The sequence below is a fragment of the Afifella sp. H1R genome (assembly GCF_021462425.1).
Lineage (GTDB): Bacteria > Pseudomonadota > Alphaproteobacteria > Rhizobiales > Afifellaceae > Afifella > Afifella aestuarii.
The window spans coordinates 439,561-460,163 of sequence record NZ_JAKEDY010000001.1; the positions used below are offsets into that span (position 1 = coordinate 439,561).

General features: G+C 62.9%; 21 protein-coding genes. 14 read left to right on the top strand and 7 right to left on the bottom strand.

The window, feature by feature from the left end:
• Positions 1–473 precede the first annotated feature (473 nt).
• Both L0F51_RS02045 and L0F51_RS02050 read left to right on the top strand, forming a co-directional pair.
• A complete protein-coding gene (locus L0F51_RS02045; RefSeq protein ID WP_234627730.1) occupies positions 474–884 on the top strand; it encodes a DUF3775 domain-containing protein in 411 nt (136 codons plus the stop codon).
• 90 nt (positions 885–974) lie between these two features.
• Positions 975–1,337: a hypothetical protein gene (locus tag L0F51_RS02050; protein WP_234627731.1), complete on the top strand. Its 363-nt coding sequence runs from the start codon at positions 975–977 to the stop codon at positions 1,335–1,337.
• A 41-nt stretch (positions 1,338–1,378) separates the two neighbouring features.
• Here the strand turns inward: L0F51_RS02050 and L0F51_RS02055 are convergent, their stop codons facing one another.
• A complete protein-coding gene (locus tag L0F51_RS02055) occupies positions 1,379–2,056 on the bottom strand; it encodes a hypothetical protein (RefSeq protein WP_234627732.1) in 678 nt (225 codons plus the stop codon).
• Between the two features lie 280 nt (positions 2,057–2,336).
• Between L0F51_RS02055 and uvrB the strand changes: the two genes are divergently transcribed.
• Positions 2,337–5,369, top strand: coding sequence for an excinuclease ABC subunit UvrB (uvrB, locus tag L0F51_RS02060; protein ID WP_304504488.1), 3,033 nt, complete (start codon positions 2,337–2,339; stop codon positions 5,367–5,369).
• A gap of 6 nt (positions 5,370–5,375) precedes the next feature.
• Here the strand turns inward: uvrB and bla are convergent, their stop codons facing one another.
• Positions 5,376–6,284, bottom strand: a complete 909-nt coding sequence (gene bla / locus L0F51_RS02065; RefSeq protein ID WP_234627733.1) for a class A beta-lactamase — start codon at positions 6,282–6,284, stop codon at positions 5,376–5,378.
• A 126-nt stretch (positions 6,285–6,410) separates the two neighbouring features.
• On the opposite strand from bla, the gene L0F51_RS02070 reads away from it, so the two are divergent.
• The 5 genes from L0F51_RS02070 to L0F51_RS02090 all read left to right on the top strand — a co-directional run bounded on the left by L0F51_RS02070 (position 6,411) and on the right by L0F51_RS02090 (position 8,882).
• A complete protein-coding gene (locus L0F51_RS02070) occupies positions 6,411–6,737 on the top strand; it encodes a hypothetical protein (RefSeq protein ID WP_234627734.1) in 327 nt (108 codons plus the stop codon).
• A gap of 117 nt (positions 6,738–6,854) precedes the next feature.
• On the top strand, positions 6,855–7,697 hold the full coding sequence (locus L0F51_RS02075; RefSeq protein ID WP_234627735.1) for a DUF72 domain-containing protein: 843 nt from the start codon (positions 6,855–6,857) through the stop codon (positions 7,695–7,697).
• A 93-nt stretch (positions 7,698–7,790) separates the two neighbouring features.
• Positions 7,791–7,970, top strand: coding sequence for a hypothetical protein (locus L0F51_RS02080; protein WP_092815147.1), 180 nt, complete (start codon positions 7,791–7,793; stop codon positions 7,968–7,970).
• A gap of 121 nt (positions 7,971–8,091) precedes the next feature.
• The gene (locus L0F51_RS02085) at positions 8,092–8,448 is read left to right on the top strand and encodes a DUF6665 family protein (protein WP_234627736.1); all 357 of its coding nucleotides are present in this window, start codon (positions 8,092–8,094) and stop codon (positions 8,446–8,448) included.
• A 221-nt stretch (positions 8,449–8,669) separates the two neighbouring features.
• The gene (locus tag L0F51_RS02090) at positions 8,670–8,882 is read left to right on the top strand and encodes a cold-shock protein (RefSeq protein ID WP_092815141.1); all 213 of its coding nucleotides are present in this window, start codon (positions 8,670–8,672) and stop codon (positions 8,880–8,882) included.
• A 76-nt stretch (positions 8,883–8,958) separates the two neighbouring features.
• Here L0F51_RS02090 and L0F51_RS02095 read toward each other — a convergent pair whose 3' ends face one another.
• Positions 8,959–9,354, bottom strand: coding sequence for a universal stress protein (locus L0F51_RS02095; RefSeq protein ID WP_234627737.1), 396 nt, complete (start codon positions 9,352–9,354; stop codon positions 8,959–8,961).
• A gap of 233 nt (positions 9,355–9,587) precedes the next feature.
• Between L0F51_RS02095 and L0F51_RS02100 the strand changes: the two genes are divergently transcribed.
• The 4 genes from L0F51_RS02100 (at position 9,588) to L0F51_RS20045 (ending at position 12,844) form a co-directional block, all read left to right on the top strand.
• On the top strand, positions 9,588–10,106 hold the full coding sequence (locus L0F51_RS02100) for a BA14K family protein (RefSeq protein WP_234627738.1): 519 nt from the start codon (positions 9,588–9,590) through the stop codon (positions 10,104–10,106).
• A gap of 205 nt (positions 10,107–10,311) precedes the next feature.
• The gene (locus L0F51_RS02105; RefSeq protein WP_234627739.1) at positions 10,312–10,671 is read left to right on the top strand and encodes a septal ring lytic transglycosylase RlpA family protein; all 360 of its coding nucleotides are present in this window, start codon (positions 10,312–10,314) and stop codon (positions 10,669–10,671) included.
• A 469-nt stretch (positions 10,672–11,140) separates the two neighbouring features.
• Positions 11,141–11,803: a hypothetical protein gene (locus tag L0F51_RS02110; RefSeq protein ID WP_234627740.1), complete on the top strand. Its 663-nt coding sequence runs from the start codon at positions 11,141–11,143 to the stop codon at positions 11,801–11,803.
• A 363-nt stretch (positions 11,804–12,166) separates the two neighbouring features.
• Complete coding sequence (locus L0F51_RS20045) at positions 12,167–12,844, top strand: cold-shock protein (RefSeq protein ID WP_370642290.1); 678 nt, start codon at positions 12,167–12,169, stop codon at positions 12,842–12,844.
• A 197-nt stretch (positions 12,845–13,041) separates the two neighbouring features.
• Here the strand turns inward: L0F51_RS20045 and L0F51_RS02120 are convergent, their stop codons facing one another.
• Positions 13,042–14,244: a pyridoxal phosphate-dependent aminotransferase gene (locus L0F51_RS02120; protein WP_234627741.1), complete on the bottom strand. Its 1,203-nt coding sequence runs from the start codon at positions 14,242–14,244 to the stop codon at positions 13,042–13,044.
• 224 nt (positions 14,245–14,468) lie between these two features.
• Between L0F51_RS02120 and L0F51_RS02125 the strand changes: the two genes are divergently transcribed.
• Positions 14,469–15,086 carry a glutathione S-transferase family protein gene (locus tag L0F51_RS02125; protein ID WP_234627742.1) on the top strand — a complete coding sequence of 206 codons (618 nt, stop codon included), beginning with the start codon at positions 14,469–14,471 and terminating at the stop codon, positions 15,084–15,086.
• 145 nt (positions 15,087–15,231) lie between these two features.
• Positions 15,232–15,921: a hypothetical protein gene (locus L0F51_RS20050; RefSeq protein ID WP_304504489.1), complete on the top strand. Its 690-nt coding sequence runs from the start codon at positions 15,232–15,234 to the stop codon at positions 15,919–15,921.
• Positions 15,922–16,001: 80 nt separating this feature from the next.
• On the opposite strand, the gene L0F51_RS02135 is transcribed toward L0F51_RS20050, so the two are convergent.
• The 3 genes from L0F51_RS02135 to carB all read right to left on the bottom strand — a co-directional run bounded on the left by L0F51_RS02135 (position 16,002) and on the right by carB (position 20,559).
• A complete protein-coding gene (locus L0F51_RS02135) occupies positions 16,002–16,631 on the bottom strand; it encodes a glutathione S-transferase family protein (protein WP_234627743.1) in 630 nt (209 codons plus the stop codon).
• Positions 16,632–16,734: 103 nt separating this feature from the next.
• Positions 16,735–17,208 carry a transcription elongation factor GreA gene (gene greA, locus L0F51_RS02140; protein WP_234627744.1) on the bottom strand — a complete coding sequence of 158 codons (474 nt, stop codon included), beginning with the start codon at positions 17,206–17,208 and terminating at the stop codon, positions 16,735–16,737.
• A gap of 93 nt (positions 17,209–17,301) precedes the next feature.
• Complete coding sequence (gene carB / locus L0F51_RS02145; RefSeq protein WP_234627745.1) at positions 17,302–20,559, bottom strand: carbamoyl-phosphate synthase large subunit; 3,258 nt, start codon at positions 20,557–20,559, stop codon at positions 17,302–17,304.
• Positions 20,560–20,603 lie beyond the last annotated feature (44 nt).

The window sequence follows — 20,603 nt, forward strand, 5'->3', positions numbered from 1 at the left end:
GCGAGAAGTTGAAGCGCGGGAACTTCGCCACCGGTAGCATGCCGGAAGCCGGCGCGCCAAGTGCGCCTTCGGGCGCGGCCAGGACGACGATTTTGCCGCCGGTTTGCCGCCTTGAGAGGCAGTGAATGCCTATGTTTCAGGCACATGCATGGCTGGCATGCACACTCTTTCATTGTGATCGGCCGATTGTCGGACGATAAAGCGGGAGCTGACGAGCTCTTCGGGCACTTCCCTGTGGCCGCAGAGAGCAGCTGTTCCCCTCTTGGACGGCCGGTCGTTGACCGGCTCCAAACTCTCCCGACGAGTCCTGGATATCAAACACCGGGGCTCGTCTTTTTTTTTGTTTCGGGCTAGTGGCTTCCTGGGAGGGAACGGTTGCAGGCGCAGGCCACGTGACAACGCGTTCCGCTACAAGACGCAACACTCGTGTTAGGCTTTTTCCAAGGCCAGCACACAAGCAGAACAACGGAACAATGGCTGTCGATCTTTCTCTCGATCCCTCGACCATCCGCCTTTTTGCCGACAAGGCGCGCACGCTCAGTGCTGATCTGGAGGCGGGGTACGAGGACGGCCGCGAGCACGAAATCGATCTCGACGCCGAGGGCATGCACGAATCGCATCACCACGATGCGCTCGCGGAAGAAGAGACCGACGACCAGACCGAGCAGGAGCTTCGCGAGCTCATCGACGATCTGAATATCGACGAAGCGGCGGATCTGGTGGCGATCGTATGGATCGGGCGCGGGGATTACGGCGCCGATGATTGGGACGAGGCGCGCTCCGAAGCGAGAGGCCGCGCCCAGGGCAAGACCTCCAAGTATCTTCTCGGCATGCCGCTTCTGGCCGACCATATCGACGCCGGTCTCGACGCGCTGAATCTCTAGTCGGTCAGTCGCGGGAAGCGCCGCGCTTGCAGAGCCGTCGCGGAAACGGCACCGTAGCACTATGGTGAATCAATCTTTACCGGGATGCCCGTGCCGCTTCTCCCAAATATCCGCCTGACCGTTTCCCTGATCGCGCTGGGTCTTTCGGGCCTGTCGTCCTCCGCTCTTGCGGCGGACGCGGCTTTGCGACGTGATGCGGTGATGCGCGCTCTGCCCGACGATGCGTCTGCGGCGCTCGGGGATGTCGCCAGAGGCTCGGAAGTCGTCGTCAACGGTTGTGCGCAGGCGGAGGGGTGGTGTCTGGTGCGGCCGCGCTCGGGCGGCGCGCGGCACGGCTGGCTCCGAGGTGATGCGCTGACAGCGCTCGGATTCAGCCGCCGGAACTCGAGCGACGACGATTTTGCCGTTCATTTCGAGACCGATGGGCCCGTGACGATCATCGTTCTGCGGTAGGTTTCGATGCCGCGGCGCTCGAACGAGGCGCCGATTCGGCTCTACCATCTTCGATAGAGTTGCAGGCGCAGGCTGGCATTCTGGCTGTCGAGCCCGATGTCGGAAACCGCCCCCACGAGCGACATGCCTTTGATCAGCTGCTGTTGGGCTTCGACGGAGCTGTGCCAGATGAAATCGGTATCCGACACGTAAGACTGCGCCGTCAGGGCGGTGTCGGTCGGCAGGATGTTGAGGCGAAGATAAGGTGCAGTCGCCATCGTCTGTTCGGCGTTGGACCCGACACCGGAGCCGGAGAGGGCGTAGCTCAGCTGCAGCGACGCTTCGACGAGATTGCCGAAGGATTCCTGACGCCCGATGCGGGCCGCAATCCGGTAGCTGTTCTCTTCGGGGATCACATTGCCTTCGATCCAGGCCTTGTCCCACGTCCAGTCGTAATTCGGGAAGGGGCCGGGCAACGCCAAGCTGTACCATGCCACATCGGTAGGCCGGTTTCCCCATTGCCACACGCGCGTGTCGACGCCGTGAGAGCCACTGCCGGTCGTACCGATGTCGACACCGAATCGGCCTTCCCAATCGCCTGGATGCTGAGCTCCGAGCGTGTAGATGGCCGCGCCATCGGCGAGCGACGAACGATTGACGATCAGCCAGTCGCGCTCATCCGCATCGGCCGGCCCAGCCAGCGCGCCCAGGCCAAGGATGGACACGATTCCGAGAGCCATGATTTGGGCTCGGACGCGCCCGACGCCGAGAGTGATCCGCACGTCTCCAAACTCCAGGTCAGGTGAACCGGTACGAAGACCCCCGGACGTTCCTCCAACTTCGAATTGCTTTCGTTCCAGGATAGAAGCTCTTGTGGCGAAATGAAGAATCACGTTCTGCGGGTATGTGACACGAGCAGGTTGCGAGAGGCTGTGACCCGCGAACCAGTCTCCCTCGTCGGGTGGCGAAAGCTGCCACTCAGGCCTTTTCGCGCCTGCAAGGCTGGTCCATATAGAGAACATGGCAGCAGACAGGCGCACATCCCCCGGGCGACGCGGTAAGGCCGCTAAGCTCGGCTCCGAAACCACCTACGAGCAATCGGAAGGCGAGGGCGAGGGCAAGGGGTTCGGTGAGGCCGCACAGCCCTCGCTGGAAGGTGTCCCGATCGAAGCGGCGTTTGCCGGTTCGATCACATCATGGGCGGAAGAGATCGCGCGCGAGGCCGAGGCGGAAGGGCGCAGCACGCGCATCAGGCCACCCCAGTCGAAGGATCGGGGCGGGCTTGCCTATGATCGCTCGATCGCTGTTCCCGAAAAACCTAAGACTGACCCTTCACCGGAGGGAAAGTCGCGTGCCGGAAAGTCGAGACTTGGACCGGGAAAGAACTCCGGTTGGGAGACGGACCAGTCGATTCCCATCAAGGCTGATGAGAAGGAAGCGCCGGCGAAACCCAGCCGTGGCGCCGCGGGCAAGAGCACAAAATCCCGTGCCGGAAAGACGGCCACCGACAAGCCTTTGAAGACCTCGAGGGGAACCTCGATGGGTGGGCGCAGCTCCGCCAAGGAGCGCGCCGGTGCGGGCATGAGCCCGGCGGCAGGCTTCGATGTGAATCTGGAAGATGCGGAGAATTTGCCGGGTTCCGCGGTGACGGCGACGGTCGAAGCCCTTTCCTCCCTCATCGAGAAGGGCCGTCCAGAGTTTCGCGACGGCACCTGGGTGCCGCATCGGCCGCCGCGGCCGGAAAAGTCCGAGGGCGGCGTCCCTCTCAAAATCACCTCCGAGTTCGAGCCACGCGGGGATCAGCCCCAGGCGATTGCGGAACTCGTTGCGGGGATCAAGGAGGCCGGGGAGGCGACCCAGGTTCTGCTCGGCGTGACCGGCTCGGGCAAGACCTTCACCATGGCGAAGGTCATCGAGGAAACGCAGCGCCCGGCGCTCATCCTGGCGCCCAACAAGACCTTGGCGGCGCAGCTCTACGGCGAGTTCAAATCGTTCTTCCCGGAGAATGCGGTCGAGTATTTCGTCTCCTACTACGACTATTATCAGCCGGAGGCCTACGTTCCGCGCACCGACACCTATATCGAGAAGGAATCCTCCATCAACGAGCAGATTGACCGCATGCGCCACTCGGCGACGCGCGCGCTGCTCGAACGCGATGATGTCGTGATCGTCGCGTCCGTCTCCTGTATCTACGGTATCGGCTCGGTGGAAACCTACACGGCCATGACCTTCGGCCTGGAGGTGGGCGATCGGCTCGACCAGCGCCAGCTCATGGCCGATCTCGTGGCCCTGCAATACAAACGGTCGGATGCCAATTTCATTCGCGGCACGTTTCGGGTGCGCGGCGACACGATCGAGATTTTCCCGGCCCACTTGGAAGATCGCGGGTGGCGTGTGTCGCTGTTTGGTGACGAGATCGAGGCGATTTCGGAATTCGATCCGCTCACAGGTCACAAATCGGGTGAGCTTCGTTCCGTAAAGGTCTATGCGAACTCGCACTATGTCACACCTAAACCGACTCTGCAGCAGGCGGTGAAGGGGATCCGCTCAGAGCTCAAATGGCGACTAGAGGAGCTGGAAAAGGCGGGACGGCTTCTTGAAGCACAGCGCCTGGAACAGCGCACGCGCTTCGATCTGGAGATGATCGAGGCGACGGGCTCCTGTGCCGGCATCGAGAACTATTCGCGCTATTTGACGGGGCGCAAGCCCGGCGAGCCGCCGCCGACCCTGTTCGAGTACCTGCCCGACAACGCGCTCGTCTTTGTCGACGAGAGCCATGTCACGATTCCGCAGATTGGCGGCATGTATCGCGGCGACTTCCGTCGCAAGGCGACGCTCGCCGAATACGGCTTCAGGCTGCCGTCCTGCATGGACAATCGGCCGCTCCGCTTTGAGGAGTGGGACGCCATGCGCCCGCAGAGCGTGTGCGTGTCGGCGACGCCGGGCAACTGGGAGCTCAACGAGACCGGCGGCGTCTTCACCGAGCAGGTCATTCGTCCAACCGGCTTGATCGATCCGCCAGTGGAGATTCGTCCGGCCTCGAGCCAGGTCGATGATCTCCTCGGTGCGGTGAAAGAAACCGCTGCCGGTGGGTATCGTGCGCTCGTCACGGTGCTGACCAAGCGCATGGCCGAGGATCTGACGGAATATCTCCACGAGCACGGCGTCCGGGTGCGATATATGCATTCCGATATCGATACGATCGAGCGCATCGAAATTATCCGTGACCTGCGCCTTGGTGCGTTCGATGTCCTCGTCGGCATCAACCTGCTGCGCGAGGGGCTCGACATTCCCGAATGCGGGCTTGTCGCGATTCTCGACGCCGACAAAGAGGGTTTCTTGCGCTCCGAGACGTCATTGGTTCAGACGATCGGCCGGGCCGCCCGGAATGTCGATGGGCGGGTGATCCTTTACGCGGACGGTATGACCGGATCGATGGAACGGGCGATCGCGGAAACCTCGCGTCGGCGCGAAAAGCAGATCGCCTACAATGTCGAGAACGATATCACACCGGAATCCGTGAAAGCCCGTATCGCCGATATCCTCGATTCCGTCTACGAGCGTGACCACGTCCGCGTCGGTGTTTCCGGCAGTGGCCGCGGCGCTGGATTTGCTGAGGATGAGGGCGCGCTCATGGGCCACAATCTGCGCGCCCATATCGAAGATCTCGAAAAACGCATGCTGGAGGCCGCTTCCAATCTGGAATTCGAGGAGGCGGCGCGGATGCGCGACGAGATCAAGCGGCTGGAAGCGACTGAGCTTGCCGTCATGGACGACCCGCTCGCCCGCAACACCGGCATCGAGAATACCCGGCAGAGCCGGAAAGATGCGGCAAAGTCCGGCGGCTCCCGCGTGCGCAAGAACACGCTCGACGAGATGACCGTGGGCCGGACCGAGAAACCGCTTGGCGGGCCCGCCCCCTTGCAGGCCCCAGAAGGCGACGACGTCAGGCCGCTGCGGCGTGAGAACATCGGCAAGGGGTCGTACGAGGAGCCCGAAGACGAGCGCGCGCGCCAGCGCCGCCCGAGAAAGACCGGGCGGCCGGGTCGCTAAAGACACTCAGGCCTTGATCACTTCCGCGATCGCCTTGCCGATCTCGGCAAAACCGGCATTGCGATCATCGAAAGAGGCGCCGCTTTCCGTCAGGTAGATGGACGCGATGACGGGTTTGCGTCCGCTCGGCCAGATGACCGCGACGTCGTTCATCGTGCCATTGCCGCCGCCCCCCGTTTTGTCGCCGACGAGGAAGTCGCCAGGAAGACCGGCACGCAGCTTTTCGTCGCCCGTCTTGTTGGTGCACATCCATCTCTTGAGATACAGGCGGGAACGGTCGGAGAGGCTGCCTTTGACGAGGAGCGTCTGCGCGTCGCGGCCCATGGCCCGCGGGCTTGTCGTGTCCCGTGGATCTCCGGGCGTCGCCTCGTTGAGCTCTGTTTCCCGGCGGTCGAGGCGGGTCACCTGATCGCCGATGGAGCGAGCGAAAGATGTGATCGCGGGCGGTCCGCCGAGGCTGTCGAGGATCAGGTTGCCGGCCGTGTTGTCGCTTTGCGTCATTGCCGCGACGCAGAGATCCGCAAGTGTCATCCCCTCACCACCGACATGTTCCTTGGTGACGGGCGAATAGGTCACGAGGTCCTTTTCCTCGAAGGTGATGCGACGCTCGAGATCTTCCTCGCCCATATCGACCTTCGCCAGCACGGCGCCGCAGGCGAGCAGCTTGAAGGTGCTGCACATCGGGAAACGCTCGTCCGCGCGCTGGGCCCATTCGCGACCCGTTTCGATGTCGAGGACATAGGCGCCGAGACGCGCATTCAGGCGCTGTTCCACTTCGGAGAGCGTGCGTGTCAGCACGTCCTGCGGAGGATTGTCGTCAGCGGTCTGTGCGAAAAGCGGGGCGGGCAAAAACGCGCTGCCGGCCATCGCGGCCATGAGGGCCGTGAAGCTGCGGCGCGTCGGCATCGTATCCATGTCGGTTCCTTCCTGACATCTGCGGCAGGCGGGCCGCTAGCTGCGTCGGAAGACGGAATTAAGGCCAAACCGCAAACTGCGAATGTCAGCTTGTGAACGGCCGAAAGCTGCCCCACATGAATTGTCATGTGCAGGTCAGCTTCACGTCCGAGCCGGGGTTCGGGCCGGTCCCTTTCGGGATTGGCGCTCGCCGGTCTCCTCGCGCTCGCCGCGATCCCCTCTGTTGCGACGGCACAGAGCTTTGGCAACCCCGATCGGCCGCGGATCCCGCGGGTTGAAGTGCCGAAGCTGAAGGCTCCGGACCCGATCAACAACCCCTATGATCAGTCACGCCTTCGCCAGCGTCGGCTGGAGAATCAGCGCATTTTCGCACCGCCGGGCTGTGCCGGAAATCTCACCGCGCAGCAGCGCGCCAGGTGCCGGGCGCAATATCAGTATCGCGAAGAGAACTGACAGCGGGGGTGGGCGACCTTCTGACGCGGACGTGCCGTCAGGTTCCCCAGCGTTTTTTCGGGTTGCTTCCGCATTCGAGGCAGGGAAGGGTCGCTCTCCAGGAAGAGGAGGCGAGGCATGCCGGCGCAGAACAGGTCAGAAGAGAAGAACTCGGCTCGGATAGGACCCATCCGGGTCGGCATAGGCGGTTGGACCTTCGAACCCTGGCGCGGCACCTTCTATCCAGAAAAGCTGCCGAAGACGCGCGAGCTCGAATATGCGGCGTCCAAACTGACGGCGATCGAAATCAACGGCACCTTCTATCGCGGCCAGAGCGCCAAGAGCTTTGCCAAATGGCACGACGAGACGCCGGACGATTTTGTCTTCGCTCTGAAGGGCCATCGCGCCATTGCCATGAAGAAGAAGCTCGCCGAGACCGGCGACAGTCTCGATTGGTTCATCAACGGCGGCATCGCCGAGCTGAAGCAAAAGCTCGGTCCGATCCTGTGGCAGTTCGCGCCGAGCCGTTCCTTCGATGGTGAGGATATCTCCGCTTTCCTGAAGCTCCTGCCGCAGGAAGTCGACGGTCTGCCGCTTCGCCACGCACTCGAAGTCCGCCACGAGAGCTTCCTGTGTGAGGAATTCGTCGATCTCGCGCGCCGCCACAACGCGGCGATCGTCTGTGCCGATTCAGACGATTATCCGGGGCTCGCCGAGCCGACAGCCGATTTCGCCTATCTGCGGCTGATGCGCACGCGCAAGGAGGAGAAGACCGGTTATTCTCCTTCCGATCTCGAGAGCTGGGCGGAGCGCGCGCGCGTCTTGGCGCTGGGAAGCGTGCCCGACGATCTGCCTCGTCTGACGGACAAAGCCTCCACGGGTACGGCCGATCCCCGCTCTGTCTTCGTCTTCTTCATCGCTGGCGAGAAGGTCCGCAATCCGCACGCGGCGATGGATCTTATGGCGCGGCTTGAAGCCTGATCTCGACCCTGCGAACGGCGTACCGGGAAAGCGTCTCGTCATTTGCGGGCGATGTGGTTATCTAGCGACGTCCGGCAGATGGAGACGAGGCACATGTCCACAGAGCCGCAGCTCTACAAAAAGGCCAAGGATCGACGAAAGAAGGCGCCGGTGAAGCGCGTTCAGCTGTCGGCCGAGGAGCGCCGCGCCTACGAAGAATTGATGCAGGAACGGCAAAAGCGCGACAAAGAGCACACGCAGTTCCTCCCCGAGGACCGTCAAACGCGGCGCTAAATGCGCCGTAACACCTGCGCTGGTCTCTGAACGAACGGCGAGGGCCTCCGCGTCTTCATGAGCCGTATCAGGCCTCAGTGGCGGCCTTGTCCGCGAAGGCGGCTCGTCCTAGCTGGGGGACATGAGCATCCGTCCGCCGCGCATCCTTGCTCCGAGCAAGCAGTCTTCGCCCTACGACGCCCTCGAGCACGAGATGATGGCGGAGAGGGCTGCAAGCCTCTCCCGCATGGCCTCGCGCTTTGAAGACGCTCTGACAGCCTGGCGTCGCCTTGAAGACGCGGAGAAGGCTGGCGACCCCGAACCGGCCGTCGAAGATGCTCGCGCGCGGGCGTTGGACGAGGCGGCCCAGGCCTTGTGGGCGCTCGTTGTGCAGCGTGAGGCGCTCGGTCTCCCCGGTACGGAACGGTTGATGCGCGAATACGACGTGCCGCGGGTGCTGCGTGCAAGGCTCGGGATCGTGAGAAAGCCGGCGCTGTGACGAGGCTGGAGAGGCGGCGCCTTGTTATCTTTGGCGTTTCCCGTCATAACGCGCTTGGGCGCGTAAATGTTGGATGGGCGCGCCCCGACGACCGGTTAAGTCTGCGCCGCGCGGTTTAATACCCGACCGGTAGGTGATGTCTTTCCCGACTGTTTCGAAATCCGGGTGCGGTGATGAGCCCACCTCGATGAATCCGACTACAAAGGGAAAGGGTTTCTCCCATGAGCCAGACCGGCACCGTTAAGTTCTTCGATTCCACGCGCGGCTTCGGCTTCATCGCTCCGGAAGATGGCAGCAAGGACGTTTTCGTCCACATTTCGGCCGTTGAGCGCTCGGGACTTCCGGGTCTTGTCGAGGGCAATCGCGTCAGCTTCGAGCTGCAGCAGGATCCCAGGGGCCGTGGCCCGCAGGCGGTCAATCTCCAGCTTGCCTGATTGCTTCCGCTCTGGAGTGTGACTGCTCCGAGCCAGATTTGACGATCGAACCGCCGGCATGTCCGGCGGTTTTTGTTTAGCGCACCACCAGCACCGAGCACGGGCTGTGCAGGACGACATTGGCTGCGTTTGACCCCATGACATAGTCGCCGAGATTGGGGTTGTGCGAGGCCATCACCACGAGATCGATTTTTTCCTGGTTGATGGCCGCACGGATGCCGCGAGCCACGGTTCCCGAGCGGTAGATGGCGCGGCTTCTGATATCGTCGGGAAGATATTCGCGCCGGAACACCTCGACCGCGGGGAGGTGATGCATCGGGAACTGCGAAAAGTCCGCTTCCATCTGTGGAAATACACTCAAAACCACGAGCTCGGCGTCATAGAGACGCGCGAGCTCGATCGCCGTCGTGACGGATTTCTTCCAGCTGGCGATGTGGTCGAGGTCGATCGGAAGCAAGATCCGGCTCACCATCCCCGTCCTCCCAGGTTTTCTTGTGTCTTGGCCATGATGCGCTCACACCATGGTGTGCGCCCATGCGCCGCCGCGCCGCGCGGCACGGGTTTCGCCAAAGTCTCTAGAGGCCTCTGGAGGGGGATGGCAACGAGGTGCGTTCGTTCAGCCATCGTTCAGCCTGGAAGTCCTATCAATCTCATCAAGAAGCCGGAGATGATCTTCCGGCGGGGCTTATTGGCAAGGAAACGACGATGTCTTTCTTCAGACCCACTGCTCTCAAGACAACTGCGGCGGCCCTGACCGTTGCACTGACGGCTCTCGCTCTGCCGGCGGGCGCACAGGCCGGCTCATGGGATTCGCGCCACTGGGATGGCAATCGGGGATATTATGGTGACCGTGGCTGGGATCGTCCGCGCGGTTATTATGGGCACCGCCACCACCGTCGCGACCGCGACGATGCCGGTGCGGCGGTTGCTGCCGGTGTTGTCGGCCTGGCCGCAGGTGCTCTTCTGGGATCGGCGCTGACCGCACCGCGCGCCGCCCCCGTCTACGTCGAGCCTGCACCGGTCTACGCGGCTCCGCCGCCCGTCTATGTCGAGCCGGCGCCCGTCTATGCGGTTCCCGCGCGCAATCCGCTGGTCGTTTACGACACCCGTCCCGCTCCTTGGACACCGGAATGGTATGCGTATTGCAGCTCGAAGTATCGCTCCTTCGATGCCAACAGTGGTACCTATCAGCCGTATAATGGCCCGCGTCAGCTTTGCCAGTGACGCATTGTTCTTCTTGAGCAACACATAGGAAAGGCCGCTTTTCAGGAGCGGCCTTTTGCTTTTCTGCGCGATCCGAGTGACATCATGGTCACACCGACAGCTCTTCCCGCCGCGCTACCAGAAATGCCCCAGGTCTTGCCCATTTCTGGCCCCTTTTCGCCGGTGAAACCGGCAGCGGCAAAGTTGATTTCATGGGAAGAGAAGAATGCTCCACTCGGCGAAGTTCCTCGCCGCGGCGGTCCTTGCGGCCAGCTGCGTCCTCGTAACCCAGCCCCAAAGCGCCAATGCTCAGACCGGCCACGCCTCCTGGTATGCCCTGACCTCGCGCACGGCTTCCGGCGAACGGTGCAATCCGAATGCAATGACCGCAGCGCACCGCACGCTGCCCTTCGGCACCAAGGTGAAGGTCACCAATTTGCGCAACGGCCGGGCCGCCGTCGTGCGCATCAATGACCGCGGTCCCTTCGTCAAAGGGCGCATCATCGACGTCACGCGCGCTGCCGCCCACAAGCTGGGCTTCAAAGGACGCGGGACCGCAAAGGTTCAAGTCGAAATCCTGAAGTGAATTGCGGTTTCAGTCCTGCGCCCTTTCCCTACGCGAGAGCTGGCAAGCAGAAGACTGCCCGATTGCTGACGAAATGGCGCTTTGATGATCGGCGCATAGCGCGCCGCTCCTCAACCGCTCCTGTGCCCGCTCATCCGGCGATCCGACGGCGATCTGCTCGAGGAGAGGGGCGGCCTGCTTCGCTTCGCCTTTACGGACGTGTTTCTTCCATAGAAATTATGTGAAAAGCGAACCCTGACAGGGCCCCGGTACAACATGGTGGCGCGGCCCAGCTCGGTTTGTGTGCTGGGGCCAGGGGAGAACAAACATGCGGGCATTGTGGGCGGGGTTTCTCATGATGATGAGCCCGACGCTTCTTCCAGGCGCGGCGAGCGCGCAACCGATGCAGCATGCAGACGGATCGATCAGCAACGAGGCCTCACCGGCCTGCACGCAGGACGCGAATGTCGACAGCTGCTGGAGCGCCGGCGTGGCGGCCGAGAAACGCGGCGATGCCGAGGCTGCGCTCGCCGCATACGAAGCGTCGTGCGCGGCGGGTTTCCAGATGGGCGGCTGCTATGAGGCGGGCAAGATCTATTTCCTGAACGGGAAGCTTCGCAACTATGTCGCGGCGAAAGACAGGATGACGGAGGTCTGCGAGTCCTCCGACATTGGCATTGGTCCCTATGCCTGCAAATATTTGGGCATCATCTATCGCAATGGTCTCGTCGGTGAGCCCCAGATCGACCGGGCCTATGCGAGTTTTTCTCGTGCGTGCTTTCCCTACATGGATGAGCCGTTCATCGACGGAAATGGCTGTGAGCTCCTCGCCGGCAGCATTCCGGGAGCGGATGAGATGGGCGTTGCCGACGATGTTTGGCAGCCCGACTATGTTGCCTATCTGGCCTTCGCGATGGGCTGCAGCGATGACATGCCCGGGCTCTGCGACCGGGCTTTGACGATTCACCGCCGGGCAATCGCGACATCGGCACCTTGGCTCGCACGCTGCGCCGAGGACGCGCAAGCCGCCGAATTTCCAGAAGGATGCGAGTCCGTTGCCCGTTCCGCGGCCCCCGCCGAGTATGCGCAGCGGCAGGAATTCCGCCGCCGTATCCTGCGCATGTTCCATCGCGCCACGGCTTATGCGGGATAGACAACGATCGCTGCGATCACACGGCCGCGAAGGCCGCCAGGCTCCTCGTCATCTTCGTCTCCTCGCAAATCACCAGCACCGGAGAATCAGACGTGTGAGATCGCCCGCATCCTCGGCCCGATTCTGCGTTCATCGAAGATGCTCTAAGGCTGGACTTAGGTTCGGCCCATTAGGGACTTGCAGATTTGCCCGCATAACGGCATGATCATACGCGGGGGTTTGCATGAGGCGCCCCCTTTATGGTCGAGGGCCAGCGGACCGATCCCGGCTTTCCATGTATTCCCAAGTAAAGACCGCGCGCTTGCCCGCGTCGGCTGGTGAGGCTCCAGCCGGCGACTTTTTTCTATCGAAGGACGAGATGAGATGATGAACAATGGCGGTCGCGGCGGGCACGACGACGACGACTTTGGTGAGCGCCCGGACCGTGATCGGTCCCGCCGGCCCCGTCGTGGTGGTGCGCGCGAATTCGGCAGCGATTTCGGTAGCGATGCTCCCACCCCAGGTTATGGCGATCGGGGAGACGGGGGCTTCGGCAGAGACAATGAAGGTGGCTATCGCGGTGGCGGCGGCGGTGGCGGAGGCTATCGCGGCGGTCCCAACCGCGGTGGTGGAGGCTATCGCGGTGGTGGCGAAGGCGGCGGCTACCGTGGCGGCGGTGAAGGCGGCGGCTATCGTGGTGGCGGCGAAGGTGGCGGCTATCGCGGCGGCGGCGGCGGTGGAGGCGGCGGCGGCTTCCGCAGCGGCGGAGGCGGTGGTGGCTTCCGCAGCGGTGGCGGAGGCGGCGGCTTCCAGGATCGTCAGCCGGCAGAGGTCGGCCCGCGTCAGAATGGCACGCTGAAGTTCTTCAACGCGGATCGTGGCTTCGGCTTCATTTCGCCGGAGGACGGCAGCAAGGACGTCTTCGTGCATATCTCGGCGATCGAGCGCTCCGGCCTGCCGCAGCTTGCGGAAGGCACGAGGCTCTCATTCGAGACGCAGCAGGATCGTCGCGGCCGTGGCCCGCAGGCGGTCAATCTGCAGCTGCTCGACGACGAGGCCTGAGCAAGTCGGCGGACGTGAGCCGGCGTTCTTGAGAGGACGCTTTTCGCCCACGAACGGCAACCTGACAAAAAATTGGGGCGGCTCGCTTGCGCGGGCCGCCCCTTTTTCTGGGCGTCTGGGTCTTCGAGATGCGTCAGCCTTGCGGGCTCTCCGTCTCCGCAATCCGGAGCGTCGCTGCCCCGGACCGCGGTGAGGCCTCAGCTCAGCGTGTTGCAGAAACGCTGGATGCGTTCGCACGCCGCTTCGAGCGCTTCCGTCGACGTCGCATAGGAGATGCGGAAGTTGGGGCCGAGACCGAAGGCTCCGCCATGGACGACCGCCACGCCCTCCGCCTTGAGAAGCTCCGTGACGAAATCCTGGTCGTTCTCGATGGCTTTGCCTGAAGGCGCCTTCTTGCCGATCGCCGCCGCGCAGGACGGATAGACGTAGAACGCGCCTTCCGGCTCCGGGCACTCGAGAAGGGCACTCTGGTTGAGCATAGACACGACCAGATCGCGCCGCTTCTGGAAGGCTTTGCGCGAAGTCTCCACGAAATCCTGCGGTCCCGTCAGCGCCTCGACCGCCGCCCATTGTGCGATGGAGCAGGTGCCGGAGGTCTGCTGGCTCTGGATTTTGGTCATCGCCTTGATGAGCTCGTCCGGACCGCCGGCATAGCCGATGCGCCAGCCGGTCATCGCATAGGCCTTCGAAACGCCGTTCATTGTGAGCGTGCGCGAATAGAGTTCGGGCTCTGCCGCGGCGAGCGTGGAGAAGGGCTCGTCGATGTAGAGAAGGTGCTCGTACATGTCGTCCGACATGATCCACACATGCGGATGCTTCATCAAAACCGCCGCGAGCGCCTTCAATTCGGCTTCGGTATAGGCCGCGCCGGAAGGGTTGGAGGGCGAGTTGAAGATCAGCCATTTGGTCTTCGGCGTGAGCGCGCCCTCGAGGGCTTCCGGCGTCAGCTTGAACTTGTTTTCAAGCGTCGTGTCGACGAAGCGCGGCTCGCCACCGTTGAGAAGAACCATATCCGGATAGCTCACCCAATAGGGTGCCGGAATGAGGACCTCGTCACCCGGGTTAAGGGTCGCCGCCAGCGCGTTGTAAAGAATCTGCTTTCCACCGGTCCCGACGATGGTCTGCGTCGGCTTGTAGGTGAGACCGTTCTCGCGCTTGAACTTCTCGGCGATCGCCGTGCGCAGTTCCATGATGCCCGGAACCGGCGTGTATTTCGTCTCGCCACGCTTGATGGCGGCGATCGCTGCTTCCTTGATGTTGTCGGGCGTGTCGAAATCGGGCTCGCCCGCACTGAGGCTGATCACGTCTCGTCCCTGCGCCTTCAGTTCACGCGCCTTCTCGGCGACGGCGATGGTCTGGGAGGGCTGAACACGAGCGAGGTTGTCGGCAAGGAAGGCCATGAGTTTGAAATCCGACTGAAGGGAGTTAGCAACGGGCGCGAAACCTAGGCCCATGGGGCGAGGGGCGCAAGGCGCAAGCGCGTCGAACGCACAATGGCAGATGCGCTTTGCCGACGGATCTTGCTCGACCTCAGCGGGATTGAGGCGAACCTTCAATCCAATTCGCTTGCCGGAAAGGCAGCAAGTGGCAAAGCCTGAGCGCCGACAACAGCGGAAGAGCGAAGATGCCAACTCTCTATTCCATGCAGGATTCCGGCAACTCCTATAAGGTGCGACTGCTCTTTGCGCATCTCGGCCTGCCATTTCGGATCGTCGATATCGATACGACGAGCGGGGCGACCCGCAGGGGGGACTTCCTGGCGATCAATCCGATCGGCAAGGCGCCGGTCGTCGTCTTCGATGACGGGCGTGCTCTCGCCGAATCGGGGGCAATTCTCCTGCATTTCGCTGAAGGTTCTCGTCTTCTGCCGAGCGACAGCTATGATCGCGCGAAATGCTACGAGTGGATGTTCTTCGAGCAGTATTCGCACGAACCGGCGATCGCCGTGCGTCGCGCACTGCGCGTCTACGAAACCCGTCGCGCCCAGGCGACGCCCGAGAGGCTGCAGCAGCTGCTCGAAAAGGGCAACGAAGCTCTGCGGGTGATGGAAAAGCGGCTGGCGGCCCATGACTGGCTTGCCGGCCCTGCATTCTCGATCGCCGATATCGCCCTCTATGCGTACACGCACGATGCGGAAGACAAGGGTGGCTTCGACCTCAAACCATTTCCGGGCATCCGCCGCTGGCTGGCGCGGGTCGCAGGGGACGCTGGGCACGTGACGATCGACTGGCGCCCCACCTGACGGAGTGATCGCTTTGACTCCGTAGGGTCCAGATCCATCACGTGTTGGTCCGAAGCAGGCTCAACGAAGGTTTCTTGAAGTTCACGCAACGAATTCCGTGGCGCGGGTATTCTCGACGAGAGGGGCGCGTCAATGGGAGATACGAATGCGCAGACTTCTTGCCGCGAGCACGGCTCTCGCTCTCAGCATGTCCACACTGGCCTACGCCCAGACGGGAGCCGAAGAGCCAGCTTCACCGCCCGATGTGAGTGCGCCAAACCCTGATCAGGACAATGATGAGGGTATGGAGGCGGATCCGGAGATGGAGATGATGCCCGATCAGGGCGGGCAATCGGAGATGGGGAATGACACCGCGTCGTCTCCGCAGAACCAACCCATGCAACGTTACGGCTCGGCCTGGGGTGGCTCCGGCTGGGGCGGAGCCGGCTATGGCGGAGCCGGCTATGGCGGCTGGGGTCCCGGAAATTGCATGATGGCGCCCGGAAACATGGCCGGAGGCGGCTGGTATGGTGGCGGCCGCGGCTATCAGGGTGACTGGGCTGGACAGCCGCCGATGCAGCGACCCGGACCTGGTGGCGGTTGGGGGCAGCGGGGCCCCGGCCCGATGGGGTCTGGCCGCCACGGCATGAAATGGCGCGGCCATCACGGGCATGGCATGGCCCGCGGCGGCACGAGCTTCAGGCTGCGGCAGGGAGACACGACGATCCGCGTGACGTGCTCACCGAAAGAGAGCGCGGAGGCCTGCGCCAGCGCCGCCGCCAAATTGATGGAGGCCGCCCACGAAATCGGAGCCTCAGACGTGGATGTGAGGCGAGGGCGCGGCAGTACGCAGTAGCCGCGCTAAAAAAAGCGCTTCGCGCCTGCGGGCGCGGAGCGCGACGCGTGGCAGCGCCGATCCGTCAGGACGCCGATCCATTATGGCAGTGGGATGCCCTGGTCCTTTTTCGGCACGTCGTAGCCCCGTTGGACGGCTGGGCGATCGGCGATGCGCAGATACCAATCGCGCACATGCGGGAAATCACCGAGATCGATGCCCTGCCACTCGAAACGTGAGGCCCACGGCCACGCGGCCATGTCGGCAATCGAATATTCCCCGGCGAGATAATCGTGCTCTGCGAGCTGCGTATCGAGCACCTTGTAAAGGCGCGCTGCCTCCTTGGCGTAACGCTCTTCCGCATAGGAAGCCTTGCCGGGATTGAACTTCAAGAAATGATGCGCCTGACCGAGCATGGGGCCGAAACCGCCCATCTGCCACATCAGCCATTCCATCGCCCGCCAGCGACCGGCCTCGTCGGCCGGCATGAATTTGCCCGTCTTTTCCGCGAGATAGAGGAGGATAGCGCCAGATTCCATAAGCGCCTGGCCACCCTCGTGATCGACGATCGCCGGGATCTTGTTGTTCGGGCTGATCTTGAGAAATTGCGGCCGAAATTGCTCGTCCGCCATGATGTCGATGGGATAGACCTCGTAGGCGAGCCCCATCTCTTCGAGAGCGATGGAGACCTTGCGGCCGTTCGGTGTGGTCCAGGTGTAAAGATCGATCATGGCAATGCCCGCCTTAAGGTCAGGCGGGCCAGTTAGCAGGAGCGCGCCATAGGCTGCAAGACGACCCGGCGCGCTCTTTCGTTACAAAACCACAGTGAAGGGCTCAGCCGTAGGCGATGTCGAGGATCTCATAGCTGTGGGCCCCGCCCGGAGCCGCAACCTCCACGGAATCGCCAACGCTCTTGCCGATGAGGGCACGCGCGATCGGCGAAGAGATCGAAATGCGGCCGAGGCGAACATCGGCTTCCATGTCACCGACGATCTGCCAGGTCTTTTCCTCGTCGGTGTCCTCGTCGACGAGCTTCACTTTGGCGCCGAATTTCACCGTCGAGCCGGTCAGCTTCGACACGTCGATAATGTCGGCGCGCGACAGCTTGTCTTCGAGCTCCGCGATGCGGCCTTCGTTCAGGCTCTGTTGCTCCTTCGCGGCGTGATATTCCGCGTTCTCCGAGAGGTCGCCATGCGCGCGGGCTTCGGCAATCGCCTGAATGATGCGCGGCCTTTCCTCGGAGGTGAGTCGTTTGAGCTCCGATTCCAGTTGCGCATGGCCGGCAGCGGTCATCGGAATCTTTTCCATCTTCTCCTCCACGACGCCTCGTTTTTGGGCTGGGGGCAACAAAAAAGCGGGTGCTCCACCGATGAGGGGAACACCCTGCTTGACGAAACTAACTCAGGCCGCGTCGAAGTAGGATTGCAGCGGCCTGACTTCAAGCTGCCCGCCGAGAAGGGCTTCAATGCCCTGTGCCGCAGCACGTGCTCCCGCCAAAGTGGTAAAATAAGGCACTTTGTGCAGCAGCGCGGCTCGTCTCAGCGACCGGCTGTCGGCGAGGGCCTGAGCGCCTTCCGTGGTGTTGAAGACCAGCTGCACCTCGCCATTCTTGATAGCATCGACGATATGTGGCCGGCCTTCAAGTACCTTGTTTACCTTGGTGCAGGCGATCCCGTGTTCTTCCAGGAAGCGCTGTGTGCCGGTCGTCGCGATGATCGTGAAGCCGAGCGATACGAGCTGACGCACCGTGTCCATCACGCGCGGCTTGTCGCCGTCGCGCACCGAGACGAAAGCCGTGCCGCCGGTGGGAAGCTGCACGCCACCCGCGAGCTGGCTCTTGGCGAAGGCCACGGCAAAATCGTAGTCGAGGCCCATGACTTCGCCGGTCGAGCGCATCTCCGGTCCGAGCACCGTGTCGACACCGGGGAAGCGGGCGAATGGGAAAACGGCTTCCTTCACCGCCACATGCTTATGGACGAGCGGCGTCGCCTCCAGGTCCTTCAGCTTTTCACCCGCCATGATCCGCGCGGCGAGCTTCGCGATCGGCCGGCCGACGGCCTTTGCCACGAAAGGCACCGTGCGCGAGGCGCGCGGGTTGACCTCCAGCACAAAAATGTCGTCGCCCTTGACCGCGTATTGCACGTTCATGAGCCCGCCGACGGAAAGCCCCTTGGCGAGCGCCGCCGTCTGACGGCCCAATTCGTCGATGATCTCTTTCGACAGAGAATGCGGCGGCAGGGAACAGGCGGAATCGCCCGAATGGATGCCGGCTTCCTCGATATGCTCCATGATGCCGCAGACGACGACATCGGTGCCGTCGCATAGCGCGTCGACATCGACCTCGATCGCATCGGCGAGGTAGGAATCGATCAGCACCGGCGACTTGCCGGAGACGACGACCGCCTCGTTGATGTAGCGCTCGAGCTGCGCGGTATCGCGCACGATTTCCATCGCCCGCCCGCCGAGCACGTAAGACGGCCGGATGACGACCGGAAAGCCGATCTTCTCGGCGATCGCGAAGGCTTCTTGCGCCGAATGAGCGATCCCGTTGCGCGGCTGTTTGAGGCCGAGCTTCCCGAGAACCTGCTGGAAACGGTCGCGATCTTCGGCGAGGTCGATCGCATCCGGCGAGGTGCCGAGGATCGGAATGCCCGCCTTTTCGAGCGGCTGTGCGAGCTTCAGCGGCGTCTGGCCGCCAAACTGCACGATGACGCCCTTGAGCGTACCAGCGCTCTGTTCGACGCGCAGGATCTCCAGCACGTCCTCCGCCGTGAGCGGCTCGAAATAAAGCCGGTCGGAGGTGTCGTAGTCGGTGGAGACCGTCTCCGGATTGCAGTTGATCATGATCGTCTCATAGCCCGCATCGGCGAGCGCGAAGGCGGCATGACAGCAGCAATAGTCGAATTCGATGCCCTGACCGATCCGGTTCGGCCCGCCGCCCAGGATGACGATCTTTTCCCGGTCGCTCGGACGCGCCTCGTCCTCGGCGTCGCCGCCGGCGCGGAAGGGGCGCTCATAGGTCGAGTACATATAGGCCGTGGCGGCGGCGAACTCGGCCGCACATGTGTCGATGCGCTTGAAGACCGGCCTGACGCCGAGGCGGTCGCGCAGCGCGCGCACGCTTTCCTCGTCGGTGCCGGCGAGTTTGGCGAGGCGGGCATCGGAAAAGCCGAGGCTCTTCAGGCGGTGCAGGACCACCTTGTCGTCCGGCACACCGTTGGCGCGGATGCGCTCTTCCCAGCCGATGAGGCCTTCAAGCTCGCGCAGGAACCAGGGATCGATGGCGCAGGCTTCGTAGATTTCCTCGCAGGAGGTGCCGAGACGAAGCGCCTGTGCCACCTTCAGCAACCGGTCGGGCGTGGGGCGGGCAAGGGCAGCGCGGATGGCGTTCTTGTCGTCGCCTTCGCCGAGGCCCGGAATCGTGACCTCGTCCAGCCCGTCGAGCCCGGTCTCAAGACCCCGCAGAGCCTTTTGAAGGGATTCGCTGAACGACCGCCCGATCGCCATCACCTCGCCGACGGACTTCATCGACGTGGTCAGAGAGGGTTCCGCTCCAGGGAATTTCTCGAAGGCGAAACGCGGGATTTTGGTCACAACGTAATCGATCGTCGGCTCGAAAGAGGCCGGCATCGCCCCGCCGGTGATCTCGTTCTCGAGCTCGTCGAGCGTGTAGCCGACGGCAAGGCGTGCCGCGACCTTTGCGATCGGAAAGCCGGTCGCCTTGGAGGCAAGGGCCGAGGACCGCGAGACGCGGGGGTTCATCTCGATGACGACCATGCGTCCGTCGGCCGGGTTGATCGCGAACTGCACGTTCGAGCCGCCGGTCTCCACGCCGATCTCGCGCAGCACCGCGAGCGACGCATCCCGCATCACCTGGTATTCTTTGTCGGTGAGGGTGAGGGCGGGGGCAACGGTGATCGAATCGCCCGTATGCACGCCCATCGGATCGATGTTCTCGATGGAGCAGATGATGATGCAGTTGTCCGCTTTGTCGCGGACGACCTCCATCTCGTATTCCTTCCAGCCGAGCACCGATTCTTCGATCAGGATTTCGTTGGTCGGCGAGGCGTCGATGCCGCGTTCGGCGATCTCGAGAAATTCTTCGCGGTTGTAGGCGATGCCGCCGCCGGTGCCGCCGAGCGTGAAGGAGGGGCGAATGATCGCCGGCAGACCGATCTCTTCGAGCGCAGCAAGGGCTTCGGGAAGCGAATGGGCAAGACGTGACGTCGGCGTATCGAGGCCGATCTTCGTCATGGCTTCGCGGAAGAGCTCTCGGTCCTCGGCCTTGTCGATGACTTCGGCACGCGCACCGATCATCGTGACGCCATAGCGATCGAGAACGCCGGCCTTGGCCACGGACAAGGCGCAATTGAGCGCCGTCTGTCCGCCCATCGTTGGAAGGAGCGCGTCGGGCCGCTCCTTTTCGATGATCTTGGTGACCACATCGGGCGTGATCGGTTCGATGTAGGTGGCGTCCGCCAAATCCGGATCGGTCATGATGGTGGCCGGATTGGAATTGACGAGGATGACCCGATATCCCTCGGCCTTCAGAGCCTTCAAGGCTTGCGTGCCGGAATAATCGAATTCGCAGGCCTGGCCGATCACGATCGGTCCGGCCCCAATAACCAGAATGGAAGAGATGTCGGTGCGTTTCGGCATGGGGGCGTGCTGGTAGGCGGGCCGTTCGGCCCGGCCGGTTCCGG